Consider the following 21930-nt stretch of genomic DNA (forward strand, 5'->3'; position numbering starts at 1 on the left):
TCACCACTCCCCCTCGAAGAGCGTTCGGTACTGATCCACGCGCTCGTCGTCCGGTGGAGCGGTGACGAGGGCGACCGCGACCATGACGACGGCCTGTGCGACGAGCACGGGGATGACGGGGAGGAACCCGACCGTGAGGCTACCCGGGAGGACCCCGAGGTGGAACGCCCAGAGACCGACGAAGCCGAGGACGAGCCCCGTACCGCTCGCGGCTTCGGTCACCCGCTCGGAGTAGAACCCGCTCACGATCGGGAGGAAGGTGAGCGCGTAGCCGCTGAACGCGAAGATCGTCGTGTCGATGATGGACTCCTTGGTGAGGAGGGCGGCGACGTACGCGACGGCGAGGATGGCGACGATGAACCCGCGCGTTGCGAACACCTCTGTCCGTTCGTCGATGTCCGTGAACGGACGGAGGACGTCCTCCGTGAGCATCGTCGCGAGCGTGAGCACTTGACCGTCGAGCGTCGACATCAGCGCGGCGAGGATGCCGGCGAGCGCCAGACCGACGAGCCACGTCGGGAAGTTCGCCTGGATGAGCGTCGGCAGGATGAAGTCCGGATTGGCGATGTCGGGGAACTGCCCGAGCCCCCAGAACCCGAGCATCACGGCCGGTCCCCACGAGAGGAGAATGGCGATCGGATAGACGACCGCCGTCCGACGTAGTTGCTCGCTCGACCGGCTCGTCATGTACCGGACGAACAAGTGCGGGAGGATGAACGTCTCGATGGAGACCATCACCGCGACCGAGAGGTAGGTCTTCCACCCGAGCGGTGGGAGTCCGGCGCGGTTCACGAGTGCGGGGTTGACGTCGAGAGTCGCGCGCGTCGCCGCCTCGAACCCCCCGAGCTGCTCGGGAATGACGATCGCGAACCCGACGAGCGCGACGACGAAGACCGTCCCCTGAAACGCGTTCGTCCACCCCGTTCCCCGCATCCCACCGGTCGAGACGTACACGAGGACGACGAGCGTCACCGCCAGTCCGCCGAGCCAGTAGGGAACGGCGCCGCTCGTGAGTTGCTCGAAGGCGATACCGCCTCCCTGGATACCGACGAGGAGGTACGGCACCGTCCAGAACGTGAAGACGAGCATCGCCAACACGCCGAGGGTCGAGGACTGGAATCGGTGGTTGAGTACCTGTCCCGGCGTGATGTGTTCGAATCGTTTCCCGACGAGCCACACGCGGTGGCCGATGGTCATCACGAAGAGCGGGAACGTGAACACGAAGAGACCGACAAAGTAGCCGTACGCGTTCGGTCCGATGTCGTAGGCGAGGCTCGGCGCACCGATCATCACCACCGCGGACATGTTCGTGGCGAACAGCGCCGCGAGGAGGACGAGCGTCCCGAAGGACCGACTCGCCATGAAGTACTCCTCTCGCGAGTCGCCGGTCTTCCGCGAGGCGTACTGCCCGACGGCGAGGACGATCAGTAAGTAGGCGACGACGATTCCGACGATGAGCGTCGTGTCGCCCGCGATCGCGGTCATTCCGTCTCACCCCGGGCTCCGTCGACGACGTCGCTCGTTTCCGATTCCGATTTCGCCGTCCCGTCGGGTGCCATTCGATACACACCGTAGAGGAGGACGACCGCGAGGACGGTGTACGCGAGGTCGTAGGCGAACTGCATCGGAAGCCACCCGAAGAGCAACCCGGCGTCCAGCAACCCGAACAGCTCCGTGAAATGCAACACGACCATCCCGGCGAGCATGACGAGGACCGCGATACTCCGCCGCGAATCGGGGTACCACACGCTGGTTCGAAAGAGCATACGGTACGCTATCCCACACGTATATACATAATTGTTATTGATTGATGTTACACTAACCGATTAGTTCGTCGCGGGCGGCGGTGAGAGCCGTCCGAGACGGACCGTCCGTCGCGACCGACGTCGTGACGCCAGCCCACCTCGATCCGATCGTGATGGCCGTCGGTGAGCCGCCGAGTCTCCGTCGGGACGCCGTAGGCGGGCTGACCTACGAGGACGGTTCGCTCCGGCCCGAAAGGACACGAACGATCGACACGGACCGACGTGATTTAAGAGGACGCGGGCGAACGTTCGAACGCATGAAGTTCGTCACGTTCGACGGCGACAGACTCGGTGTGGTGAGCGAGAGCGGCGACGGCGTCGTCGACCTCACGGATCGCCTCGGCCTGGAGAGCGGGGAACCGCTCGTCGAGTACATGGAGGGCGATTACGACGCGAGCGAGTACGCCGACGCAGACGCCGACTACGCGCTCGACGAGGTCACCATCGAGGCCCCGATCGACCGGCCGGGGAAGGTCATCGCGGCCCCGCTCAACTACGAGAAGCACATCGAGGAGGCCATCGCCGATCGGGACATCACGACCGACGAGTGGTTCTCCATCGAGGACAAGGGGTACTTCCTGAAGGCCCCCTCCAGCGTCATCGGTGCCGAGGAGAACATCGTCATCCCGTTCAACGACCGCCGGATCGACCACGAGGTCGAACTCGGCTTCGTCATCGGCGAGGCGACGAAGGACGTCGACAGCGACGAGGCGTGGGATCGCATCTTCGGCTACACGATCCTCCTCGACATTTCCGTGCGCGGCGATCAGGACCGCTCGAACCGCAAGTCCTACGATACGTTCACCGTCGTCGGTCCGTACGTCGTCACGCCGGACGAGGTCGGCGACCCGCAGAACCTCGACCTCGAACTCGCGGTCAACGGCGAGGTCAGGCAGTCCGCGAACACGAGCGACATGGTCTACACCTGCGCGGACGTCGTGCAGTACGCCTCCATCGGCGCGACGCTCGACGTCGGGGACGTCATCACGACCGGGACGCCCGAAGGCGTCGGGCCGCTGCGCGACGGCGACACCGTCGACGCCGAGATCGAGAACGTCGGCTCCATGACCGTCGGCGTCGAGGAGCGCGACGTCTCCTTCGCCGACGTCGATGTCGAGAAACACGGCACCGAATAGCGCGTCGAGCGCCGCGCGCGTACCGGAACGAGGACGCGGACCGCGACGAAAAACTGCGACTCGACCGCGTCAGGTCGTGTTCTCGCCCTCGGCCTGTGTGCCGCCGTCGCGGACTGCCGAGAAGTACTTCTCCTCGACCGTCGAGCGCTCCAGCGTCCCCGTGTCCGTTCGCGGGAGTTCGTCCGTCGTGACGACGTAGCGACGCGGGCGCTTGAAGTTCGCGAGCGATCCGTGATCGACGCAGAACTGATCGAGTTCGTCGGCTCCGATGTCGCCGCTCGTGGAGACGACGGCCGCGACGACCTCGCCCCAGTGCTCGTCGTCGAGCCCGACGACGCCGACGTCCTCGACCTCGTCGTGTTCGAGCAGGGTCTGCTCGACCTCTTGAGGATAGACGTTCTCCCCGCCGCTGAGGATCATGTTGTCGACGCGATCGACGATGTAGAGGTAGCCGTCCTCGTCGACGTCCGCGACGTCGTGCGTGCGGAGCCAGCCGTCGACGAACAGGTCCTCCTCGGCCTCGGGGTTGTTGAGGTACCCGTCACACATCCCGTCACACCGCGCGAGGATCTCGCCCGTGCCGCCGGGCTCGACGACGGCCTCGGGGTCCGGGTCCTCGTCCGGCGGGACGGAGTCGACCACGCGGAGCTCCCACGCGTAGGACTCCTTCCCGACCGTTCCGGTGTGCTCGTCCTGTACCTCGGGGTGGGCGTACGCGAGGTTCGGACCGCCCTCGGTCATCCCGTAGCTGTTGTAGACGTTCTCGGTGAGGTGTTCGGCGGCGCGCTCGACGAGACGCGCACTGACGACGGCGCCGCCGGTCCGGATGTAGTCGAGCGTGTCGATGTCGAGGCCGAGGTCGGCCTGGCGGTCCGCGAGGACGTTGAGCTGGGTCGGGACCGCGAGCATCCCCGTGACGTCGTGTGCGGCGACGAGCTCGAGCGCCTCCTCCGGTTCGAAGGTGGGCTGGATGACGAGCGTCGCGCCGGTGAGGAGGTGGGGGAGGATCCACGCGTCGGCCGTCACCATGTGGTACCACGGCGTCGTCACGAGCGCGACGTCCGTCGGTTCGAGGCTCATCTCCATGACAACCTGCGTCGCGCCGAGCCACATCGACTCCTGATCGAACGACACGGCCTTCGGCCGGCTCGTCGTCCCGCTCGTGTAGAAGACGCCGTACTCGTTCGTGTCCGCGCGCTCGACGACGCGCTCGGTCGCCGCCGCCCCGACGAACTCGTCGTAGGACACGACGCGGCCGCCGGCGAGCGAGGCGTCGCCGGCGTGAATCGCCAGGTCGAGGTCCGCCCGCTCCGCGACGTCGAGCGCCAGATCTGCGTTCGCGTCGTCGAAGAGGAGCGCGCCGACGTCGGCGTCGTCGACCATCCGGACGAGCTCGTCCACTCCGGCGCGGTACGGGAGCTGGACGTTGCCGCGCCCGCGCTTTTGCCCCGCGAGCATCGACACGACCGTCTCGATACCGTTGAGCGCGAGGGTCGCGCACCGCCGCTCGGGGATCCGCTCGTGGACCGCGTTGGCGAGGCCCGTGCTCTCGCGGTCGAGTTCCGCGTACGTCCGCTCCGCGCCGCTCGCCGTGACGAGCGCCGTTTCCCCGCCGTAACACCGCACCGTTCGTTCGAACCCATCGATGTAGTTCATTTTCTTTAGCTATGGTCCTATCCACGACGATTGTACATAATTGTTCGGGTACACGCACAGAGGTCGAATCCGATCGCCGTACCGCGATTGATCGACACCGTCGACCTACGTTCGCTGTGAGGAAACCGTTTCGCCCGATCGTGGGTCCGCCCCGCCGCGCGTCGCGTACGGGATTTACACGGATATGCTCGTAAGACCGGACGGGGTTCCTCGACCTCACGCGCGAGAAGTCGGAATTTCGCTTCGGTATTCGCTCATAGGGAACACAATTTCGGTCGGGCGGCGAAGGTCCTAAATGCCTCCCCCGACCTGTGTTTGGCATGGAATCGAACGAATCGGGGGTCGAGACAGTCGGGTCGGACGAGACGTTGTTCGCCATCGTCGAACAACTACGTGAGCGCGACGGCGCCGGCGTCACCGAACTCGCCGAGAATCTCGGTCTGGCGAAGAGCAGCGTCCACAAGCACCTGCGGACGATGGTCGATCACGGGTACGCGGTCAAGCGCGACGGGACCTATCACGTCGGCTTGGAGTTCTTCCGCGCCGGCGAGTACGCCCGTGATCGATACGACATCTACCGCGCGGCCAAGACCCCCATCGACGACCTCGCCGCCGAAACCGGCGAGATGGCGTGGCTCATCGTCGAGGAGAACGGCCGCGCCATGTACCTCTACGGGTCGCGGGGCGACTCCGAGGTCAGCGTCGAGACCATCGTGGGGACGTGGCGCCTGCTCCACGTCAACTCCGGCGGGAAGGCGATCCTCGCGCACCTCCCCGACGACGAGGTCGATCGGATCATCGATGCGCACGGGCTTCCGGCGCACACGGAGAACACCGTCACCGACCGGGCGGAACTCCACGCGGAGCTCGATCGGATCCGCGAGCGCGGCTACGCCGTCAACCGCAGCGAGGACCTCCACGGGATCCACGCGATCGGGGCTCCCGTTCGCCACGACGGGGCCGTGCGCGGCGCGCTCGCGGTCGCCGGGGCTGCCCGCCGCCTCGCCCGCGACGACCGCGAGGCCGACCTCGCGGAGCGTCTGCTCACCGCGACCGACGACGTCGAAGTCAACCTCGCCTACCGGTAACCCCACGCCGCGCACGGCGGTCCGTCCCGGCGGCACGCTTTTGGTCCTCGGTCTGTCACCACCACCCATGGCGGAGTTCGACAACATCTACAGCGAGTCCGACCCGTTCGTCCGCGCGCACTTCGACTGCCTCGACTGCGGCGGGAAGCTCTGGGAGTACGCCATCCAACGGCGCATGGTCTGTGAGGACTGCGGCGCGCTCTTCGACTCCGACGACGTCTTCGACGCGCAGGTGGAGGCGTAAGTCGACTCGCACCCCGATCCGTCACCGCGCCCCGATCTTTATTATCGATGATGCAATAGATACGGTATGGCCCAGCCGGAGTCACGGGAAGATCCGGAGGATCTCCTCGAGTTGAGCGACGACACGCGGAGCCTCCTCGAAGCGAACGACCTCCGACCGCTGTGGGAGGTCGAGGACGACCTCGGGAACGAGACGGCGGACCTCGAGGCCGACATCTGGAAGTGGGAGGACATCCAGGCCGCGATCGACGGTATCGAGCGCGACGTGCCGATCGCCGACCTCCCGCCGGGGTTCCAGCGCCGCGTCGCCGTCCCCCTCAACACCGGCGGCTACAACAACGCCATCTCGAACACGATCTACGTCGGCGTCCAGACCGTCTCGCCCGGCGAGACCGCGCCGTCGCACCGGCACTCCGCGAACGCCCTCCGCTTCACCATCGACGGGAACGAGGATATGAAGACCGTCGTCGCCGGCGAGGAGTTCCCGATGCGCGACGGCGACCTCATCACGACCCCGCAGTGGGAGTGGCACGATCACGTCAACGACTCCGACGAGACCGCGACGTGGCTCGACGTCCTCGACCTCCCGCTCGTCCTCGACTCGTTGAACACCCGACAGGCCTTCGAGAACCACGAACTCGAACGCCAGCCGGTGACGAAGTCGCAGGGTTACTGGGAGTCCCAGTACGGCCGCGCGCGCCCAACGGAGTCCACCGAGGAGAGCGACATCCCCGGCCCCTTCCGGGGGAACCGCGAGGCGACGCCGCCGTATCGCTTCAGTTGGCAGGACACCGTCCAGACGCTTCGCCAGCGCGCCGAGAACGACGATCCCGACCCTCACGACGGCTACAGCGTCTCCTACGTCAATCCCGCGACCGGGAGCCCGCCGCTCTTCCCGACGATGTCCTTCCGCGCGCAGCTCCTTCAGGCGGAGACCGACCCCCACTTCCACAACACCGTCGACGTCTACTTCGTCATCGAGGGCGAGGGCGTCACCCACATCGACGACGAGGCCTTCGAGTGGAGCGAACGCGACATCTTCGTCGTCCCCCGCGACGCCATCCACCACCACGAGCCGGACGACGAGGCCATTCTCCTCGGCATGACCGACCGGCCGGTCTTCGAGTCGTTCAACCTCTACGCGGAAGCCGAACCGCGCTGACGACCGGCCGCTCGCGGTTCCTGCTCTCTCGTACACCGTCCTCGATCTCCGGCCTCGGCGCGTCGAATCCGTGCTCCGGCGTCTCGAAACGGGAACCCCTATCACCACCCCGAGAGCGAGCGCCCGTCCTACCGCCGCAACGCCGCCTGTCGGGCCCGAGCGATCACGCCGCGCCCCTCCGGCCGGCCGTCGCTCTCCTCGAATGCGTGGCCTCAACCTGGCTGTTTGAGAGTTCTACAAACGAGATCGAGTGATTTTGAGGACGAGTCGGAGTCTGTCGAGGAATGAGTCTCCCGTTGAGGAGAACCTGATCAAATCTCGATTAGTATCGTTCGTATGCGAGATACACGGTGCGCTCTCGGCCCGTACTGTCCGTGTACGTCACTGGGTCTTCGTCGGGTTCGGCGTCGGCCTCGGATTTGAACGGGGAGACCCAGAACGGCCAGTGCGTGATATCGATGGCAGCGTGAACGCGCTCGTGGAATCCCGCGCTCGCTCGCGTATCGTCCGTGAGCTCCGCCAGAATTTCCTCGACGCCCGCGTGGAAGGGCTCTAAGACGTGGTCTCGAATCCGCTGCCATTCCGGTATCGGCGCTCCGGCCGTGAATTCGTCGAACGTGAGTTGACTCTCGAGCGTGGTGACTTTCTGCATCGTCCGATTGTGCGAGGAGCTGTGCGGGACTTCCTCGCGCTCGCTGAGTCGGGCGAAGCGTCGGCGCTCGGAGGTCGCACTCGCGTTCGCCATGTTCAGGTAGCCTTGGCGTTCGAAGTAGGCGTCGGGGGCGTACTTCGCGTTACTCGCGCGGTCCGCCGTGAACTCTTGGAAACCGAGTTGGGTTGCCTCGCGGACGGCATCCGTGATGAGGTCCTCACTCACTCTCGTCCCCTGGATATCCTCCGGGTCGAGCGAGGGGGCTTCGTCCTGGATGATGTCGTGTTCGACGCAGACGTCGCTAATCTCGTCGGCGAGGTCGTGGAGGAGGCCTCGGTCGGCGAGGGTGAAGCGAGTGCGTTTGTTGTGGCTAATGACTGGCTGGCTGATCGGTTTGGGGAGTCCGAAGCGGAGGTAGATGTAGGTGGCTCCCTGGAGGCGGCGTTCGACTTCGGACTGCCCGAGGTCGAGGGCGTCCATGTAGGGGAAAGTCCGGACCATGGGTGAGGTCGAATGTCGCGCGTGCAGGTTCGTCGTAGCCGTCGAACCAGTCGGGATTGATGTCGAGGTTGGCGATGATGCGGGTGATGTGGTCGTGAATCCTGTAGAGGTCCGTCGTCTGGGCGCGAATCTCGCCCGGGGCGTCCGCGCTTGAGTCAGCGACTGGCAGAGGCGCGGAGCCACGGGCTCGTTACACTCGGGATGAACCCGGGTGAGACGTCAGTCCGGAACGAGTACCGAATCACGACGCGTGGTGAGCGCGTGGTGCGGCGGATGGATCGGCAGGGGATTACGCACGCGTGCCAGACAATTACTCGATTATACGCACCGGATCGGGGAGGAAATGGATGGGTTGTCTGAGTGGGTGACGACGCGCCAAGCGGAACTCGCCCGCCTCGACGATCAGCCCGCGTATGTGGACGCGTTCGGCGAATCAGTCACGATTCCAGTCGATGAGGAGGCCGAGTACGATGACGAATTCATGAGTCAATCCGGTGGCGGCCCAGATGACGACGATGGATCGGCGTAACAGTTCTCAGTAGTTTGTGTCCCGTTCAGACGCATCATCACTTGTGTCGCTGGCTCTCACCCCAGATTACCGCGGACTGGTAATCGTTATGTAGGGAGTGCTTTTTCGGCGAGTTGGGTGATCGCCTAACATTTGGTGGGGGTGGTGATTTTTTGGTGGGGGTCCCAGTAAGCTGGCATTTTTCGATTCCATAGCGTAATGATGTATCAACCAAATGCTGGTGACACTGTGTCTGATCTGGCTGGATACGGAGGGGGATTTCCTTGGAGCGTAGGCCGGTCTGAACTGCCAGTCCTTCAGTGGCGGGAGGGGACACTCCGGCGGATGGAGGAACACGATGGCTGAATCTCACTCGCCTATCTCTGGAGAGAGTGACAGTGGTCGTCCTGCCCCGTCGTTTGAAAACTGGTCGTGGGAGTGGCTCGAATACTTGGCACGGTCACCGAAGCGAATCCGTGTTCTGCATGTACTTGATGAGAATACGCACCGGAAAGGCGAGCTCTCTGATACCCTCAATATTCCACGGTCAACGTTGCTTCGGACCCTCAGGGAGATGAGAGAGTATGGATGGGTGATAGAACGACAGAACGGCCTGTATGAGATCACGCTGGCAGGGAGCGGGATCGTCGATATGTTTGAGGAATTTTACAGGCAGCTTCACTCGATCGCTGGTCTCACCAAGCTTGAGCAAGTGCTCCCCTTGAAACTCACCGACTGCCCAGAATTCCGTTCACTCTTACAGGGGGACATTGGATATGACGAAATTAGTACGTATGTCTCAACGGCCGATTCGCCATACGAGCCAATGAGGCAATTCGCTGAGGAACTCCGTTCGACCGACGTGGAATGTCTGTTTCTTGGAGTTGCAAACCCATTCTACAGTGACGCTCTTGAGAGAGCACTCGAAAGTGATTCAATTTCATCACTTATCGTCTCTCGAAATGTTGTGAATGAGCTTTCACGGATAAATACTTTCGACAATATTCGGGTCGAAAGGAGTGACTTGACGACTATTACGGAAGACCAATTTAGGTATAATGGATTCACTACCGCGCAGAATGTGGTTATTGAGGGGTTGAATGAGGATGATCTGATGACTCAAGTTGTGGTTGAACTATCCCTCACAGTAGACATAGTTAGAGAGTGGTTTGAACACATTGGCTCCACTCTATAGTAATATCCAGAAGCATCTACCCACACTTGTCTCAATATCTCTGCGTGCCGGCGGGATACAACTGTTTTCGGTTGGCGTTCATCTGTAGAAGCCGGTGCTTAGATTGACGGGTGCTCACACCTCTCGGAGATAGGCACTTGACCCGGTGAAGAAACCCACCTCGTATCGAGGTGTTCAGTTCTGCAAATAAGCGTTCGGCTGGGAACTCCGCAAAAACTTCCAGATTCTACTATAGTAAGTTGAAGACGTGCCCTTTCCATCTCGCTGCTATACAATTGCGCCCAAATCATCGAGGTTGACAAATGTACATTCTGGAGTAAGTGCAAGTTCAAGGATGAAGAAGACATCTGCTACTTTGATAGTGAAAAACTGGCTGTTATATTGGGTTCCGCCGGGACGGCGAAGGTCACCATACCGTTCCCGAATGAGCGTCTCCGAAACCGTCGTGAAATGGCAGGCAAAAAGTGACCCTCTCCTGATTATGTCGTCCCACCGTGGCTTGATGGACAGGCAGGCCGATGGCATGGCCCATGCTCGAACGCAGGAAAACCCGCGACGGGGGCCTCTCCGCCGTCTCTCCGAGATGAACAGGATGTACGGTGCAAGCGGATACTGCGTCTATTCGGACGCCGAATACGCCGCCCCCCCTTATGGGACCGACGTATCGTGCATGAACCCGGAATCGACTCGCTGGACCAGTTCGGCAGGCCAGAAGTTACCAGCGGGGATGTGGGACCGGGCTGTTGTCCCACGTTGGAATCCTCGCGCCTCAGCGCGGAGGGGATGTCACCCAAATGCGAGTATCTCGGCTGCGGTCACCGTGACGTCTAGAGTCGTAACCAGCCAAGCCGAAGCGCCGACTCCAACAAGACCGAGGGCCTCTTTGATGAGTTGCTTGTTCTTGTTCCAGAGATCGTTGGCGAGTTTGGTAGCAGATACCGTAGATGGTTCGTACGTCAGACAATAGCCACCGCCCACACAGGCTTCAGCCCCGTTGGTTGAAAATCTCATGTAGGGGCATTCAGTCACGGGATCGAGTGCTAACTCCATGCTAGCTTCGAAGCCCTTAGAAACTTCGACATTCCCACTGGAGATCTTAACCTCAGGACCTTTTCCGAAGTCCTGTGAGACATGAGGACCGTAGAATGTGTATCCATTACAGGACACTTCTCCCCACCCTTGTGCAGTTGTAGAAGCACAGAAGTTTGGGACGTCCGGGATGCCTTTCACACACCAGTTGAATGGAAGTGCGCTGGGGATCGTGGGGAGCCAGGATGGGAATCCTTCGGTTGTAACCGTGCTGTTTGGCTGATTCTTCTGAATGTAGTTATTCGCCTTCTCCTGAAGGGTAGCGGTTACAGCCTTCTGCTGGGTGGGCGAAAGCGTTGTCGAGGAGTGTTTGTTACTTGCAGCTGCTGCTCCGCCAACGGAGCTGAGAACGATTCCAGCGGTAGCTCCGGAACCGAGTAGTTTGAGGACCTTGCGCCGGTTCGTATATGGTTTGTTTTTATCTCCCATACATGCGGATTAAACTTCTGTCGGATAATGTACTTACCCACCAATATATCTCGTATCGAGGGATAATTCATACTCTCCCAAGAACCATGCCGTAGTACTTCTACACTCAATAGAATCTCAAGGCTTGATAGAACCCAGAGTCTGGTAGCAACCATGTAGTGATTACAATCACCCGTGAATTTTTTATTGTCCTCCTATTGAAAGATAAGTATGGCATGTGCCCTTCACCTATTTGGCGCATCTCACTTAGATCGGTATTCAAGCATCCAAGAAGAGATAGAATGCCGGGTTACTGAAACTGATGCAGAGGCAATCTGCATCGAAGCCCCAGAAGAACGGATTCAGATCAAATACTGGCTACTCACGCTCCTCCGACTTCCATTAGTCATTACGGGATTCGCAATGATTGGCTTCGGTCAACTTGCACTGTTTGCCCTTTTCGCTCGGAGCGTATTTCCGGGGGAAGTCCGCGCTGCTCAAGAAGTCCATACTGATCAAGGAATTCCGCTCCACAAGGTTGACCCGCATTTTCAACGCTACTTCTCAGCGGGAGGTCTCTGGTTCATCATTGTTAACTGGGTGATTCTGATCGGCATAGCCATTGTCTTCTCGCCGATTCAGGTGGCAGTAATTTGCATTCTCGCAAACATTGGGTTTTGGTTCCTTCGAGGGATTGGCCAAGTCTCGGAGCGGATAGCAGTGATTATTGCGGTTCCCGCCTGCATCATCGTGTATATTGCACTATTCCAGATTACTTCGATCTTACTCGTATTCGTCGTGTTTTTCACCGGGATTGCTACCCTTGTCATTGCTGCTAAGCTAACGGGTGCGGAACGTACTGATGAAATGATTTCGAAGACGAAGACTTCAATGGTAGAAAACGAGTACAAGAACGTACTCTACGTTACGGGCCAAGGGCGGATATCAACTCTCCGAGATCGCATAACTAATTTGAGTGACATCGAAATTGGATCGGTATGGCTCAAAGACCGTTTCGAAAATGGCGAACTCGAACAACCTACTCCTGACAAATGACAATCCATAATCCTGTCCTCAGGATTATCCGCGGAAGAATTCCCACAGTTTCAGCCGTGAGAGGAAAATTAAGAACTAGGAACTCAGAATTCATTATCATTCAATAGGAGCCAGAAACTGTAATGTCAAATCGGTCCTCCACGACGCAGCCCATAGGAGTCCTCGCTGTGGCAGTCCTCCTCGTGAGTGCGGGATGCGCCTCAGAGGGTCCACAATACCCACGTCGACACAGGCGAACACCTCCAGTACTGGGCACTCGGCAAATTCGACAGCGTCGTTGTCCCACGGTCCACGTGTTCAACCCTTGAAGGCAGACATCTATAGTAATATGTCTATACCCCTGCTGGAAACTATCTGAATATGACATCAAGATCAGCCTTTTACATCAGTCTAATCGTTGCCAGCCTTCTCTTCATTGGCGGAGCGGGATACGTGGCGTTCCAAGTGCATCAGGCAGACACCGCAGCTACGACACCCGGAACAATTCATTCAGCGTCAGTCGCACAAACACGGACGATTGGCTATCGCCCGTATCAGAATTACCGCGCGAACGTCACCTACTCGTATCTCGTACGTGGCCACCAATACACGGGCCACACGGTTTTCCCGGGGCACTATGCGGCGTTTGCAGTCGCTAAGCCAATTGCAAATGTCGCAAATCAATACCACTCTGGACAATCTGTCACCGTCTACTACCGGCCGTCGAACCCAGAGAGTTCGTATCTGATTCTTCGATACGCGTTCATACCCGGATTTGTTGGAATGATGGTTGCGCCGTATATTGCGGCGAGCGTACTCACACCAGGCTTCGAATGGTTCAGTATCATTAAGGAAGCTCTTTCAGAGTCTAGCACGGAGTCGGTATATTCACCGGATAACTCATCGTGGGGATCGCAGAGCAACGAGGATAGTGAATCGTGGGACAATCCCACGTCTCTCAACGAGGCTACCTCGCCACAGGGGTCTGCCAGCGATGTTATTGCATTTGAGGTGACCGGGTGGCTGGAATGGGTTGTGTGGGGTGGCGCAACCGCCATCGCACTCTCTGTCGTGGGTCTCTACTTGCTGCTCTCGACCGCCCAGTACAATCAGACCGCTTACCTTGGAGCGGTAGTCGCCATTATCCTGCCACTTGCCCGGGCAGCAGTGAAGTACCAACTGACCTAGCACGATTCTCTTTCTGTCTGTAGGTCGATAAAACTATCAGATATCCCATGCACCAACTGAAAGATTAATTGACGTGTCCGCTCCACGTTGAATAGCCGAAGAACCTCTCTTATCTCCCGAAGCGAAAATGGTCGCGTGGAGCCAGATGGTGAACGCCCTGACGAGCGTCGCCGTCCGCTCGTTCTTCCAAGCTTTTCTAACCCCCTGTCATAGCACTCGCTGAGCAGGTCTGCGAGCATCCTAGTTGATTATCCTAACGAACGGCTTACTTCTCAAACTGACTTAACTAGACAGTTCCCCTGGAAACTATATCTTATTGGTTGGTTACTTCACCAAATGAGATGTCTCATGCTATGGCTAATACCACTGCGTAAACTGATTATTGACTAGTCCATCACTTTACCTATGGCCCAACAGTTTCGATTTAGACAACCAAAATACACTGGAGAGAACAGATGCCTTCCCTGTACGACGGTTAATTCGGTAATCGGCCTTGTAATCGTGGCGGGATTGGCAGCTATTGATCCGATTCTCGCCATCGTCGTATTGACGTTTGAGGGACTCTTAATCTATTATCGCGGGTACTTGATCCCTGGCACTCCCGAACTCACGAAGCGATACATGCCCGCGTGGATGCTCAAACTCTTCGGAAAAACCCCTGTCGAAGAACGACTCCTGACACATACCCAACATGAGGAACCAGCTATCGACGCGGACCAGCTGGACCCAATTGTAGTCTTAGCAGAGGCTGGTGTAGCTACTGAGACTGCGGATGGAACGGACGTCACACTTACATCCTCCTTCCAGAATCGACTCAATCAACAAGAGTTCGCTGCACCCACCGAAGACGCGGAAGAGATCTTCACAGAGCTCTTTGATAGTGTCACAATCGAGGACACTGACGCATCCATCCACCACCTTACACGTTCGGGCGGTAGAGTCATTCTAACGTGGCCGTCACATGCAGCAATGCTTGGTGACGCAAAAATAGCACAGGCACTCGCCGAGACTGATACCCAATTCACCGAGCGAGACGAGATGAACCAACTCCAACTCGTCCAGAGCACGCGCACGCTATTAGAGACCTGCCCGGCCTGCAATGGCTCACTGAGCTTTTCCCAGGAAGAACGGGAAACGTGCTGCCAAACATACACGGCAGGCGTCCTCTCCTGCGACGCCTGTGACAGCACTTTCCTAGAAGTGAATGAATCCGCACTCGACGACGCCGCCACAGCATAATCACAACTCGGAAGATAATGAGCCTGTAAGCAGCGATATTACACTCGCTTCTGTGGTTGTCTACGGAAGGACACCGGGTCCGCAGACTGTCTGATGTGCTCGTATTGCTCCTCCGCCCAGCGCAGGGCTGCATCAGTATCGTTGACCAGGATCCCACGAACACCACTCTCCCCGAACACGAGTACGCCGACGTGATCGTGGTCAGCAATCCAGAGCCCGAACGTGTCGGGAACATCGGCAGTGTAGAAGGAGATTGGCGAATCCGTGACAGCCTCGTGAATGAGGTCTGAGAAGTGCGCACGCAGCTGCTCGAAGAGAGACATGGGGACGACGAGTTCGATGCGTGGATCGTCGCTGATGAGAGCGTTCTCATAGAACGATTCGACATGTGCTGCGAGGACACGCGGAGTGAACATCCGAAAGCGCGTCGCGTCCCTCGCGGCGTCTAATAGGACTTGCATGACGTCCTCTTGAATTATCCCATCCGTGGAGTGGACGTCTGCATCGATGAGGATCGAACAGTCGAACGCGGTTTCATCAGTCGGCATATCGACGAATGAAGCGGCTTTTCGCAGGTCTCGTAACTGTTCACGATATCGTTGATGGAGCGCGAAGGCGCAGTGACCGTAGACAGTCAGATGCCATTCTCCATCTCGATAGACGACTAATCCGGCGTTCTCCAAGTTCCGCGTGACGCTATCGAGTGTCGACCGAGAGATCTCAACCGCTGGGAGGAGCTCCTGCTTCGTACTTGGATGCGCTTCGAGGGCTTGAAGGACGTTGTAGCGGTCGTGGAGGAGCTTGATTACGTCACGGGGGTGAGCCATTTCGCCTACTAGTTGGAAGTCCAATCAATTAATCATATCTACGATATCGAGTGCGTATAAGCCCCACCTTCCCGGGCCACAATATCGAGAAGCACGCGACGGAATTGGGCTAGAAGCCGCAGTCGTCTTGGACGTCGCCGATTGGGGTATTTCGAGGGCACCGACTTCACGGGCGTTCTCGTAAGCTTCGTAGAAGGCCGTCCACGTCCGACTGATATGCTCCGTCTCGGGGGACGGTTTGCTACGCCTCGCGCTATTGTCCGTGAAACGAGACTAATCCCCTAGGATGTCCAGATGCCAACCGAGAGAGAGAAACTGTTAGAGGAGAGGTGGTTTGTAGAAATCCAAACAGCCAGGTTGGCATGGCCCACCCGACGGATTTGATATAGCTACATATACTTTATAGAGATTCGGCCGATATGCGACCCACATCGTCTTGCACGGTTGTCTGACTGCGGACAACGGTACAAGACAACTACTAAGTCACTTGACTGTCTCTCGCTACCTACCGGGATCGGCCGGCTTGAACGCCGGCCACCCCACCGCTTCCGCCATGACCGATCGCTACTCGACGATGGATCGCGCCGACTGCGCCGCCTTCCTCCGCGAGACCGTCGTCCCCGAGATGCGCGCCGATCCGGACTGCGATCGCCGCCCGGACGACGAACCGCCGACGTACCGCTGGCTCAACGGGCGTTACCCCGGCCTCGTCAAGCACCTCCAGCGCGCCTTCGACGCCTCGCCCGCTTCGTTCTACCGCGAGCGAGTGCTCGCGGACGACGCGGACGACGCGGACGACGGCTACGACTGGGGACTGCCCGACGACGACGCCGCCGCGCGCACGCGCGAGCGACTCGACGCGCACTTGGAGGAACTCCGCTATCGGGGCCATCCCGAGACGACGATCCGCCCCTATCGCTCCCGCCTGAAGAAGTACGTCCGTCTCTACTGCGACCTCCACGGGCCCGACGTCCTCGACGGACTGCGTGACGAGTCGCGGCGCGCCGCGGAGATCGACCGCGCGTTCGCCGTCTGCAAGGTGCTCGACCGGACGCTTGAGACGCCCGCCGCGCGGCGCAAGTACGTCGAGGACGTCAGACGCTTCTACCGCGAACTCCACGACGCGGGCTACGTCAGCTACAACCCCATGCGGCGGATGGAGACCCGCCTCGGCCTCGACGTTCCCGAGTGGGACAATCCCGCGCTCGCCGCCGCGGACGTCGAGGCGCTCTGGGACGCGGCCGACTCGGCCCGCGAGCGCGTCCTCGTCGTCGGCCTCTGCGGGTGGGGGTTGCGCCCCTCCGAACTGGCCGCGCTCCACGTCCGACAGGTCGTCCTCGATCCCGCGGACGACGACTACCCGTACCTCGACTTCCGCGACGGCGACCGGAAGAACGGTCCGGGAACGGTGGCGATGCTCGCCGGCGACGCGGTACTCGACCGCCGTCTCGACGGGGTCGCCGACCGCGAGGGGTGGACGGGGTACGTCTTCCCCTCCGACGCCGCGACGACCAGGCACGTCCACGTCGACACCCTGCGCCGGTGGTTCGCCGACCTCGTCGAGCGGGCGGGTGTGACGGTCCGCGACGAACCCCCGACGCCGAAGTACGGGCGACGGTTCTGGTACGCGCGCTACGGCGAGGCCGTCGTCGAGGTCGCCGAGCGCTTCACGCCGGTCGCGGAGGCACAGGGATCCGCTGACGCCTCCGTCGTGATCGAGAACTACCTGAGCGAGGCCGACCGACGGATGCACCTCCGGCGGGTCATGGCGAAGTCGCTCGCCGACCTCTTCGACTGACCTGCGTTCGATCCGATCGCCCCCGCGACGGTTCTTGCACACTTTCGACGCCGGTATCCCACACGGATAATCATAGACTTTATCTTCTTCTACCACAATCTTTCGTTCAGTATGACTTCGAGAGACGGCGTGCTGGGACGACGCGCGTACCTGAAGACGAGCGGTGTCGCTGGCGTCGCGGGACTGACTGGACTGGCCGGCTGTACCCTCGGCGGCGGTGGCAACGGCGAGAGCGGCGGGAGCGGTGGCGGGGGGAGCGACACGATCACCATCGGTGGGACCGTCCCCCGGACCGGCCAGTTCTCCTCGCTGGGCGAGGACCTCGAACAGGGGTACCGGATCGGCGTCGACTTGATGAACCAGAACGGAGGGATCGACGGGCAGACGGTCGAGCTCATCCTCGAAGACGACGAGAGCGACCCGAAGAAAGTCCGCTCGAACCTCCAGTCTATCACCAGCGACAACGACGTCGACATGCTCTGGGGGAGCTTCTCCAGCCTCCTCGTCACGGCCGGGAGCGCCTTCGCCGAACAACAGGAGATACCCTTCGTCGGCACGGCGTTCGCCTACATGGCGCCCCACATCGAGAAGAACTACCGGTGGACCTTCGCGCCGATGGCGAAGTCGCGCGACGTCGCCACCGCGACCGCCGGCATGCTCGGAATGCTCCCGGACGACCAGCAGCCGACGAACATCGGGATCTGGGAACCCAACACCGGCTGGGGCGAAGAGCAGTCCAACTACTGGGACGACGCGCTCTCGTCGGCCGGCTACGATATCGTCCTGCGCAAGAAGTACAGCCTCGGAACGCAGGACTTCTCCACGCTCATCTCCCAATCGAAGAGCGCGAACGTCGAGGTACTGCTCTCCGTGCCGACGCCGCCCGGCGCGATCACCGCGATGAAGCAGATGAAGTCGAACGACTTCTCTCCGAAAGCCGTCCAGTTCGTCCGCGGCGCCGACCCCAACGCTTTCTGGTCGGCACTGGGCGCCACCGGCGAGGGCGTCACGATGTGTCCCGGCTGGGTTCCGGGTCTCACGGGCAACGGCAACGATACCCTCCAAGAGCTCCACGCCCGGGCCTACGACTACCCCGACGACAAGCTGTTGCCGGTGATGGTCGGCTCCTCGTTCAACGTCGCGCAGGTCGCCGATCAGGCCTTCCGCGCCGCCGGCTCCACCGACCCCGGCGCGCTTCGAGAAGCACTGCGAACCACGACGTTCGAGACCGTCCTGGGGACCTTCGGTTTCGAGGACAACGGGCTCCCCGAGGAGGGCCAGCTCACCGCGCCGATCGGTCAGTGGCGCGAGGGCGGCCAACACCTCGCCTACCCGGACACCGAGGGCGACGCGGCCGTCGACTTCGAGTACCCGCTGACGCCGTGGAGCGAGCGCTGACGCCGGCATCCTCGCGGCGATGAGCCGGACGCAGTCGTGGGTCGCCGCTCTTCTCGGCGCCGCCCTCGCGGCCGGCGTCGCGCTCGCGGCTCCGATGCCGACCGCCCAGGCGCGCGTCCTCGCCATCACCCTCTTCGCCATCGTCGCTTGGATCGCCGCGCCCGTCCCGCCGTGGGTGACGGGCCTCGCCGCCATCGGTCTCATCGGGGTGGCACAAACGCCGGCGCTCGCCCTCTCCGGTTTCGGTTCGCCGGCCACGTGGCTCATCGTCTTCGGTCTCGTCGTCGGCGAGGCGACGCGCCGTAGCGGCCTCGCCACCGCGACGCAGACGTTCGTCTTCCGGCACCTCGACGTCGCCGGCGCGGACCCCCGCGGGCTCTACTACCGGCTGCTCGCCCTGCTGTGCGCCGTCGCCCTCGCGTTCGCGCTCCTCCTGCCGGCCGCGCTCGTCCGGGTCCTCATCGCCATTCCCGTCCTCGTCGCGATCGGGACGGTCTTCGAGGACCGACGGCCGCGACTCGGCGTCTTCTTCGCGCCGCTGTTCGCCACCTACTACGGCGCGTCGGGGATCCTCACCGCGAACCTCCCGAACGTCATCATCACGGGGATCGTCGAATCGGTCGCCGGCGTCTCGATCACGTGGAGCGAGTGGTTCGTCTCGCTCTTTCCCGTCATGAGCCTCGCGCGCGTCCTCCTCATCTTCGCGGTCGTCGGCGTCCTCTATCGACCGTCACCGGACGCCGCGCTCTCCCCGCCGTCGGCCGCGGACGGCGAGACGGGCGACGCCCGGCGGATGCTCTGTCTGCTCTTCGTCGGCGTCGCCTTCTGGGCGAGCGACGCCGTCCACGGCCTCCATCCGATGTTCGGCGCGCTCCTCGTCGCCGTTCTCGCGCTTCTCCCCCGCGTCGGCGTCATGGACTACGGGGCCGTCGAGGACGTCGACTTCTCCGTCGTCTTCTTCGTCGGTGCCGTCTTCGCCATCTCCGCCGCCCTCGCCGAGACGGGGTTCACCGAGACCGCCGCGAACGCCCTCCTCCGCTTCATCCCCGCGGACGCGCCGAGCGCCGTCGTCCTCGGCTGCGTCTTCTTCGTGACGCTCGCGCTCACCTTCGTCATCGAGGGCGTCGCCGTTTCGAGCGTCCTCACCCCGATCCTCGTGACGTTCGCCGCGAGCGCCGGGATCCCCGTCGACCACGTCGCGTACGTCGAGGCGAGTGCGCTCGCGACCTTCTTCTTCCCGTATCAGTCCGCGGTCCTCGTCGTCATCCTCCGCGCCGACCTCGTCGAGACCCGAGACGTCATCCGCACCGCCTCGCTGCTCTCGATCGCCACCGTTCTCGTGCTCCTCCCCGCTGAGATCGGGTACCTCACGCTCTGAGACGTTCGGCCCCTCGGGGACGGCGAGTATGTGATCGGGGCGTGGCCGGGACGGGGGTTTTTGTCGCTACACGACCCAACGTCGAACGATGTCGTCACGCACTGTACTCGTCGCCGTCTCGCGCGACGAGAACGACGCGATCCGCGTCAGCGAAACCGTCGAACGGCTCTACGACGCCGACGAGGTCGAGGTCGGACTCGTCCACTGCTTCACGGAGAACCCCGAGGGCGCGAGCGCCGCTCAGCTCTCCTCGGTCAGGCACGCTAGCGAGCGCCTCGAAGCCGCCGGCTTCGACGTCGAGATCCACGAGCGAAGCGGCGACCCCGCCTCGGAGGTGTTGGAGGCGGCCGTCGAGATCGGCGCCGACCTCGTCTGTCTGGGCGGCCGCCGGCGCTCCGCGGCGGGCAAGGTGATGTTCGGGAGCACCGCGCAATCGGTCCTCCACGACGCAGACCGACCGGTCGTCCTCGCACCCGGCCCGACGTAGCGGCGCGGGCGACGAAGTGGACAGCGGGCCGACCTGCCGTGCACCGACTTTCGACGCTCCGCGTCGGGGTCGCGCCCTCGGCTCAGATGAGGTCGCGGAGGTTCCCCGCGTAGACGTCCTCGCGCGCCGCCTCGTCGAGGTGCGTGTTCTCGACGGCCTCGATCGTGAGCTCGACGGTCTCGCGACCGCGCTCGGGACTGAACGGGTAGTCGGTTCCGAAGAGCACGTTCCCCGAGCCGAAGAAGGACGACGCGCAGTCGATCGCGGGCGCCGAGCCCGACACCGCGGTGTCCGCGTAAAAGCGCTCGAAGTACGCCTCGGCGGGCTTCGAGAGCTCGGCGGCGTTCTCGTGGAAGCCCGCGTAGTTCTCCGGGTAGTTCTGGCGCTGGCGGTAGAACATGGCGATGCGCTCGCCGTAGAACGGGACCATCCCGCCGCCGTGGTGCGAGACGAGTTCGAGGTCCGGGAACTCCTCCATCACGCCGCCGAAGACGAGCCGCGAGAGCGCGAGCGTCGTATCGAACGGCCAGCCGAAGAGCCGATGCTCCATGTACTCGGAGGCCCAGTCGTACCACTTCCAGAGCTGGGGATGCATCCACAGCGGCGTGTCCGTCGCGGCCGCGCGCTCGAACAGCGGTCGGAACGCGGGATCGTCGAGCGGTCGGCCGTCGATGTTCGAGAACATTTGCACGCCGACCATCCCGAGGTCCTCGACGCATCGGTCGAACTCCGCCATGAACGCCTCGCTGACCTTCGGGATCGTCCCCACGGGGATGAACTCCTCGTGCTCGTCGGCGAGCCGCCGGATCTCGTCGTTGGCGAGCTTCGTGATCTCCAAAGCGAGGTCGTGTTCCATCCCTTGGAACATCGTCGGGAGCGCGAGCGTGATGATCTGCTTGTCGACGCCGTAGTCCGCCATGTCGACCTTGCGCTGCTCGATGTCCCAGAGGAAATCGGGGCGGCCGTCGAGACCCTGGAAGCCGAACTCCTCGGTGATCGTGTCGAAGAACTCCTCCGTCAGCACGTGGGTGTACCCGTCGATGATCTCCGGCATACGTCACGCTAAACCCAACGCGGCCATAGTTCTTTGGCTCCGACGCGGCGTCGCGGCGACACGCGTATCGTCGGATCCTGCAA

20 protein-coding genes are annotated in these 21930 nt (G+C 61.6%); 13 read left to right on the plus strand and 7 right to left on the minus strand.

Features of this window, described 5'->3' with window-relative positions; all coding sequences use genetic code 11:
* Both J2754_RS00570 and J2754_RS00575 read right to left on the minus strand, forming a co-directional pair.
* Positions 1 to 1485, minus strand: coding sequence for a sodium:solute symporter family protein (locus tag J2754_RS00570; RefSeq protein ID WP_211086390.1), 1485 nt, complete (start codon positions 1483 to 1485; stop codon positions 1 to 3).
* The gene (locus tag J2754_RS00575) at positions 1482 to 1766 is read right to left on the minus strand and encodes a hypothetical protein (protein WP_211086391.1); all 285 of its coding nucleotides are present in this window, start codon (positions 1764 to 1766) and stop codon (positions 1482 to 1484) included. The genes J2754_RS00570 and J2754_RS00575 overlap by 4 nt, the downstream gene beginning before the upstream one ends.
* 296 nt (positions 1767 to 2062) lie before the next feature.
* On the opposite strand from J2754_RS00575, the gene J2754_RS00580 reads away from it, so the two are divergent.
* Positions 2063 to 2941 (plus strand): fumarylacetoacetate hydrolase family protein, encoded by an 879-nt coding sequence (locus J2754_RS00580; protein WP_211086392.1) that lies wholly within the window; start codon positions 2063 to 2065, stop codon positions 2939 to 2941.
* 69 nt (positions 2942 to 3010) lie between these two features.
* Here J2754_RS00580 and J2754_RS00585 read toward each other — a convergent pair whose 3' ends face one another.
* Positions 3011 to 4597 carry a class I adenylate-forming enzyme family protein gene (locus J2754_RS00585; RefSeq protein ID WP_188877214.1) on the minus strand — a complete coding sequence of 529 codons (1587 nt, stop codon included), beginning with the start codon at positions 4595 to 4597 and terminating at the stop codon, positions 3011 to 3013.
* Between the two features lie 320 nt (positions 4598 to 4917).
* Here J2754_RS00585 and J2754_RS00590 point away from each other — a divergent pair, with 320 nt between their 5' ends.
* From J2754_RS00590 to J2754_RS00600, 3 genes are all read left to right on the plus strand, one after another.
* Positions 4918 to 5685 (plus strand): IclR family transcriptional regulator, encoded by a 768-nt coding sequence (locus tag J2754_RS00590; RefSeq protein WP_188877213.1) that lies wholly within the window; start codon positions 4918 to 4920, stop codon positions 5683 to 5685.
* A gap of 67 nt (positions 5686 to 5752) precedes the next feature.
* The gene (locus tag J2754_RS00595; RefSeq protein ID WP_188877212.1) at positions 5753 to 5929 is read left to right on the plus strand and encodes a hypothetical protein; all 177 of its coding nucleotides are present in this window, start codon (positions 5753 to 5755) and stop codon (positions 5927 to 5929) included.
* A gap of 66 nt (positions 5930 to 5995) precedes the next feature.
* Positions 5996 to 7090, plus strand: coding sequence for a cupin domain-containing protein (locus J2754_RS00600; protein WP_211086393.1), 1095 nt, complete (start codon positions 5996 to 5998; stop codon positions 7088 to 7090).
* A gap of 322 nt (positions 7091 to 7412) precedes the next feature.
* Here J2754_RS00600 and J2754_RS00605 read toward each other — a convergent pair whose 3' ends face one another.
* Positions 7413 to 8243: a hypothetical protein gene (locus tag J2754_RS00605; protein ID WP_188877209.1), complete on the minus strand. Its 831-nt coding sequence runs from the start codon at positions 8241 to 8243 to the stop codon at positions 7413 to 7415.
* Between the two features lie 343 nt (positions 8244 to 8586).
* On the opposite strand from J2754_RS00605, the gene J2754_RS00610 reads away from it, so the two are divergent.
* Positions 8587 to 8772, plus strand: coding sequence for a hypothetical protein (locus tag J2754_RS00610; RefSeq protein WP_211086394.1), 186 nt, complete (start codon positions 8587 to 8589; stop codon positions 8770 to 8772).
* Between the two features lie 337 nt (positions 8773 to 9109).
* A complete protein-coding gene (locus J2754_RS00615; protein ID WP_188877207.1) occupies positions 9110 to 9946 on the plus strand; it encodes a hypothetical protein in 837 nt (278 codons plus the stop codon).
* Positions 9947 to 10732: 786 nt separating this feature from the next.
* Here J2754_RS00615 and J2754_RS00620 read toward each other — a convergent pair.
* Positions 10733 to 11464 carry a hypothetical protein gene (locus J2754_RS00620; RefSeq protein WP_188877206.1) on the minus strand — a complete coding sequence of 244 codons (732 nt, stop codon included), beginning with the start codon at positions 11462 to 11464 and terminating at the stop codon, positions 10733 to 10735.
* Between the two features lie 210 nt (positions 11465 to 11674).
* Between J2754_RS00620 and J2754_RS00625 the strand changes: the two genes are divergently transcribed.
* The 3 genes from J2754_RS00625 to J2754_RS00635 all read left to right on the plus strand — a co-directional run bounded on the left by J2754_RS00625 (position 11675) and on the right by J2754_RS00635 (position 14905).
* Positions 11675 to 12499: a hypothetical protein gene (locus tag J2754_RS00625; protein ID WP_188877205.1), complete on the plus strand. Its 825-nt coding sequence runs from the start codon at positions 11675 to 11677 to the stop codon at positions 12497 to 12499.
* A 360-nt stretch (positions 12500 to 12859) separates the two neighbouring features.
* The gene (locus J2754_RS00630; RefSeq protein WP_211086395.1) at positions 12860 to 13666 is read left to right on the plus strand and encodes a DUF3592 domain-containing protein; all 807 of its coding nucleotides are present in this window, start codon (positions 12860 to 12862) and stop codon (positions 13664 to 13666) included.
* A 405-nt stretch (positions 13667 to 14071) separates the two neighbouring features.
* Complete coding sequence (locus J2754_RS00635; protein WP_188877203.1) at positions 14072 to 14905, plus strand: DUF8054 domain-containing protein; 834 nt, start codon at positions 14072 to 14074, stop codon at positions 14903 to 14905.
* Between the two features lie 38 nt (positions 14906 to 14943).
* On the opposite strand, the gene J2754_RS00640 is transcribed toward J2754_RS00635, so the two are convergent.
* Positions 14944 to 15732 (minus strand): helix-turn-helix transcriptional regulator, encoded by a 789-nt coding sequence (locus J2754_RS00640; RefSeq protein ID WP_188877202.1) that lies wholly within the window; start codon positions 15730 to 15732, stop codon positions 14944 to 14946.
* A 553-nt stretch (positions 15733 to 16285) separates the two neighbouring features.
* Here J2754_RS00640 and J2754_RS00645 point away from each other — a divergent pair.
* From J2754_RS00645 to J2754_RS00660, 4 genes are all read left to right on the plus strand, one after another.
* Positions 16286 to 17530: a tyrosine-type recombinase/integrase gene (locus J2754_RS00645; protein ID WP_188877201.1), complete on the plus strand. Its 1245-nt coding sequence runs from the start codon at positions 16286 to 16288 to the stop codon at positions 17528 to 17530.
* A gap of 111 nt (positions 17531 to 17641) precedes the next feature.
* Positions 17642 to 18928, plus strand: a complete 1287-nt coding sequence (locus tag J2754_RS00650; RefSeq protein WP_188877200.1) for an amino acid ABC transporter substrate-binding protein — start codon at positions 17642 to 17644, stop codon at positions 18926 to 18928.
* A 19-nt stretch (positions 18929 to 18947) separates the two neighbouring features.
* On the plus strand, positions 18948 to 20306 hold the full coding sequence (locus J2754_RS00655; RefSeq protein WP_188877199.1) for an SLC13 family permease: 1359 nt from the start codon (positions 18948 to 18950) through the stop codon (positions 20304 to 20306).
* Between the two features lie 88 nt (positions 20307 to 20394).
* Entirely contained in the window at positions 20395 to 20793 is a 399-nt protein-coding gene (locus J2754_RS00660; RefSeq protein WP_188877198.1) for a universal stress protein, read from the plus strand.
* 82 nt (positions 20794 to 20875) lie between these two features.
* Here J2754_RS00660 and J2754_RS00665 read toward each other — a convergent pair whose 3' ends face one another.
* Positions 20876 to 21847 carry an amidohydrolase family protein gene (locus J2754_RS00665; protein WP_211086396.1) on the minus strand — a complete coding sequence of 324 codons (972 nt, stop codon included), beginning with the start codon at positions 21845 to 21847 and terminating at the stop codon, positions 20876 to 20878.
* Positions 21848 to 21930: the final 83 nt, after the last annotated feature.

Origin of the sequence: Halarchaeum nitratireducens, from assembly GCF_017874695.1 — an archaeon.
Classification (GTDB): Archaea; Halobacteriota; Halobacteria; order Halobacteriales; family Halobacteriaceae; genus Halarchaeum; species Halarchaeum nitratireducens.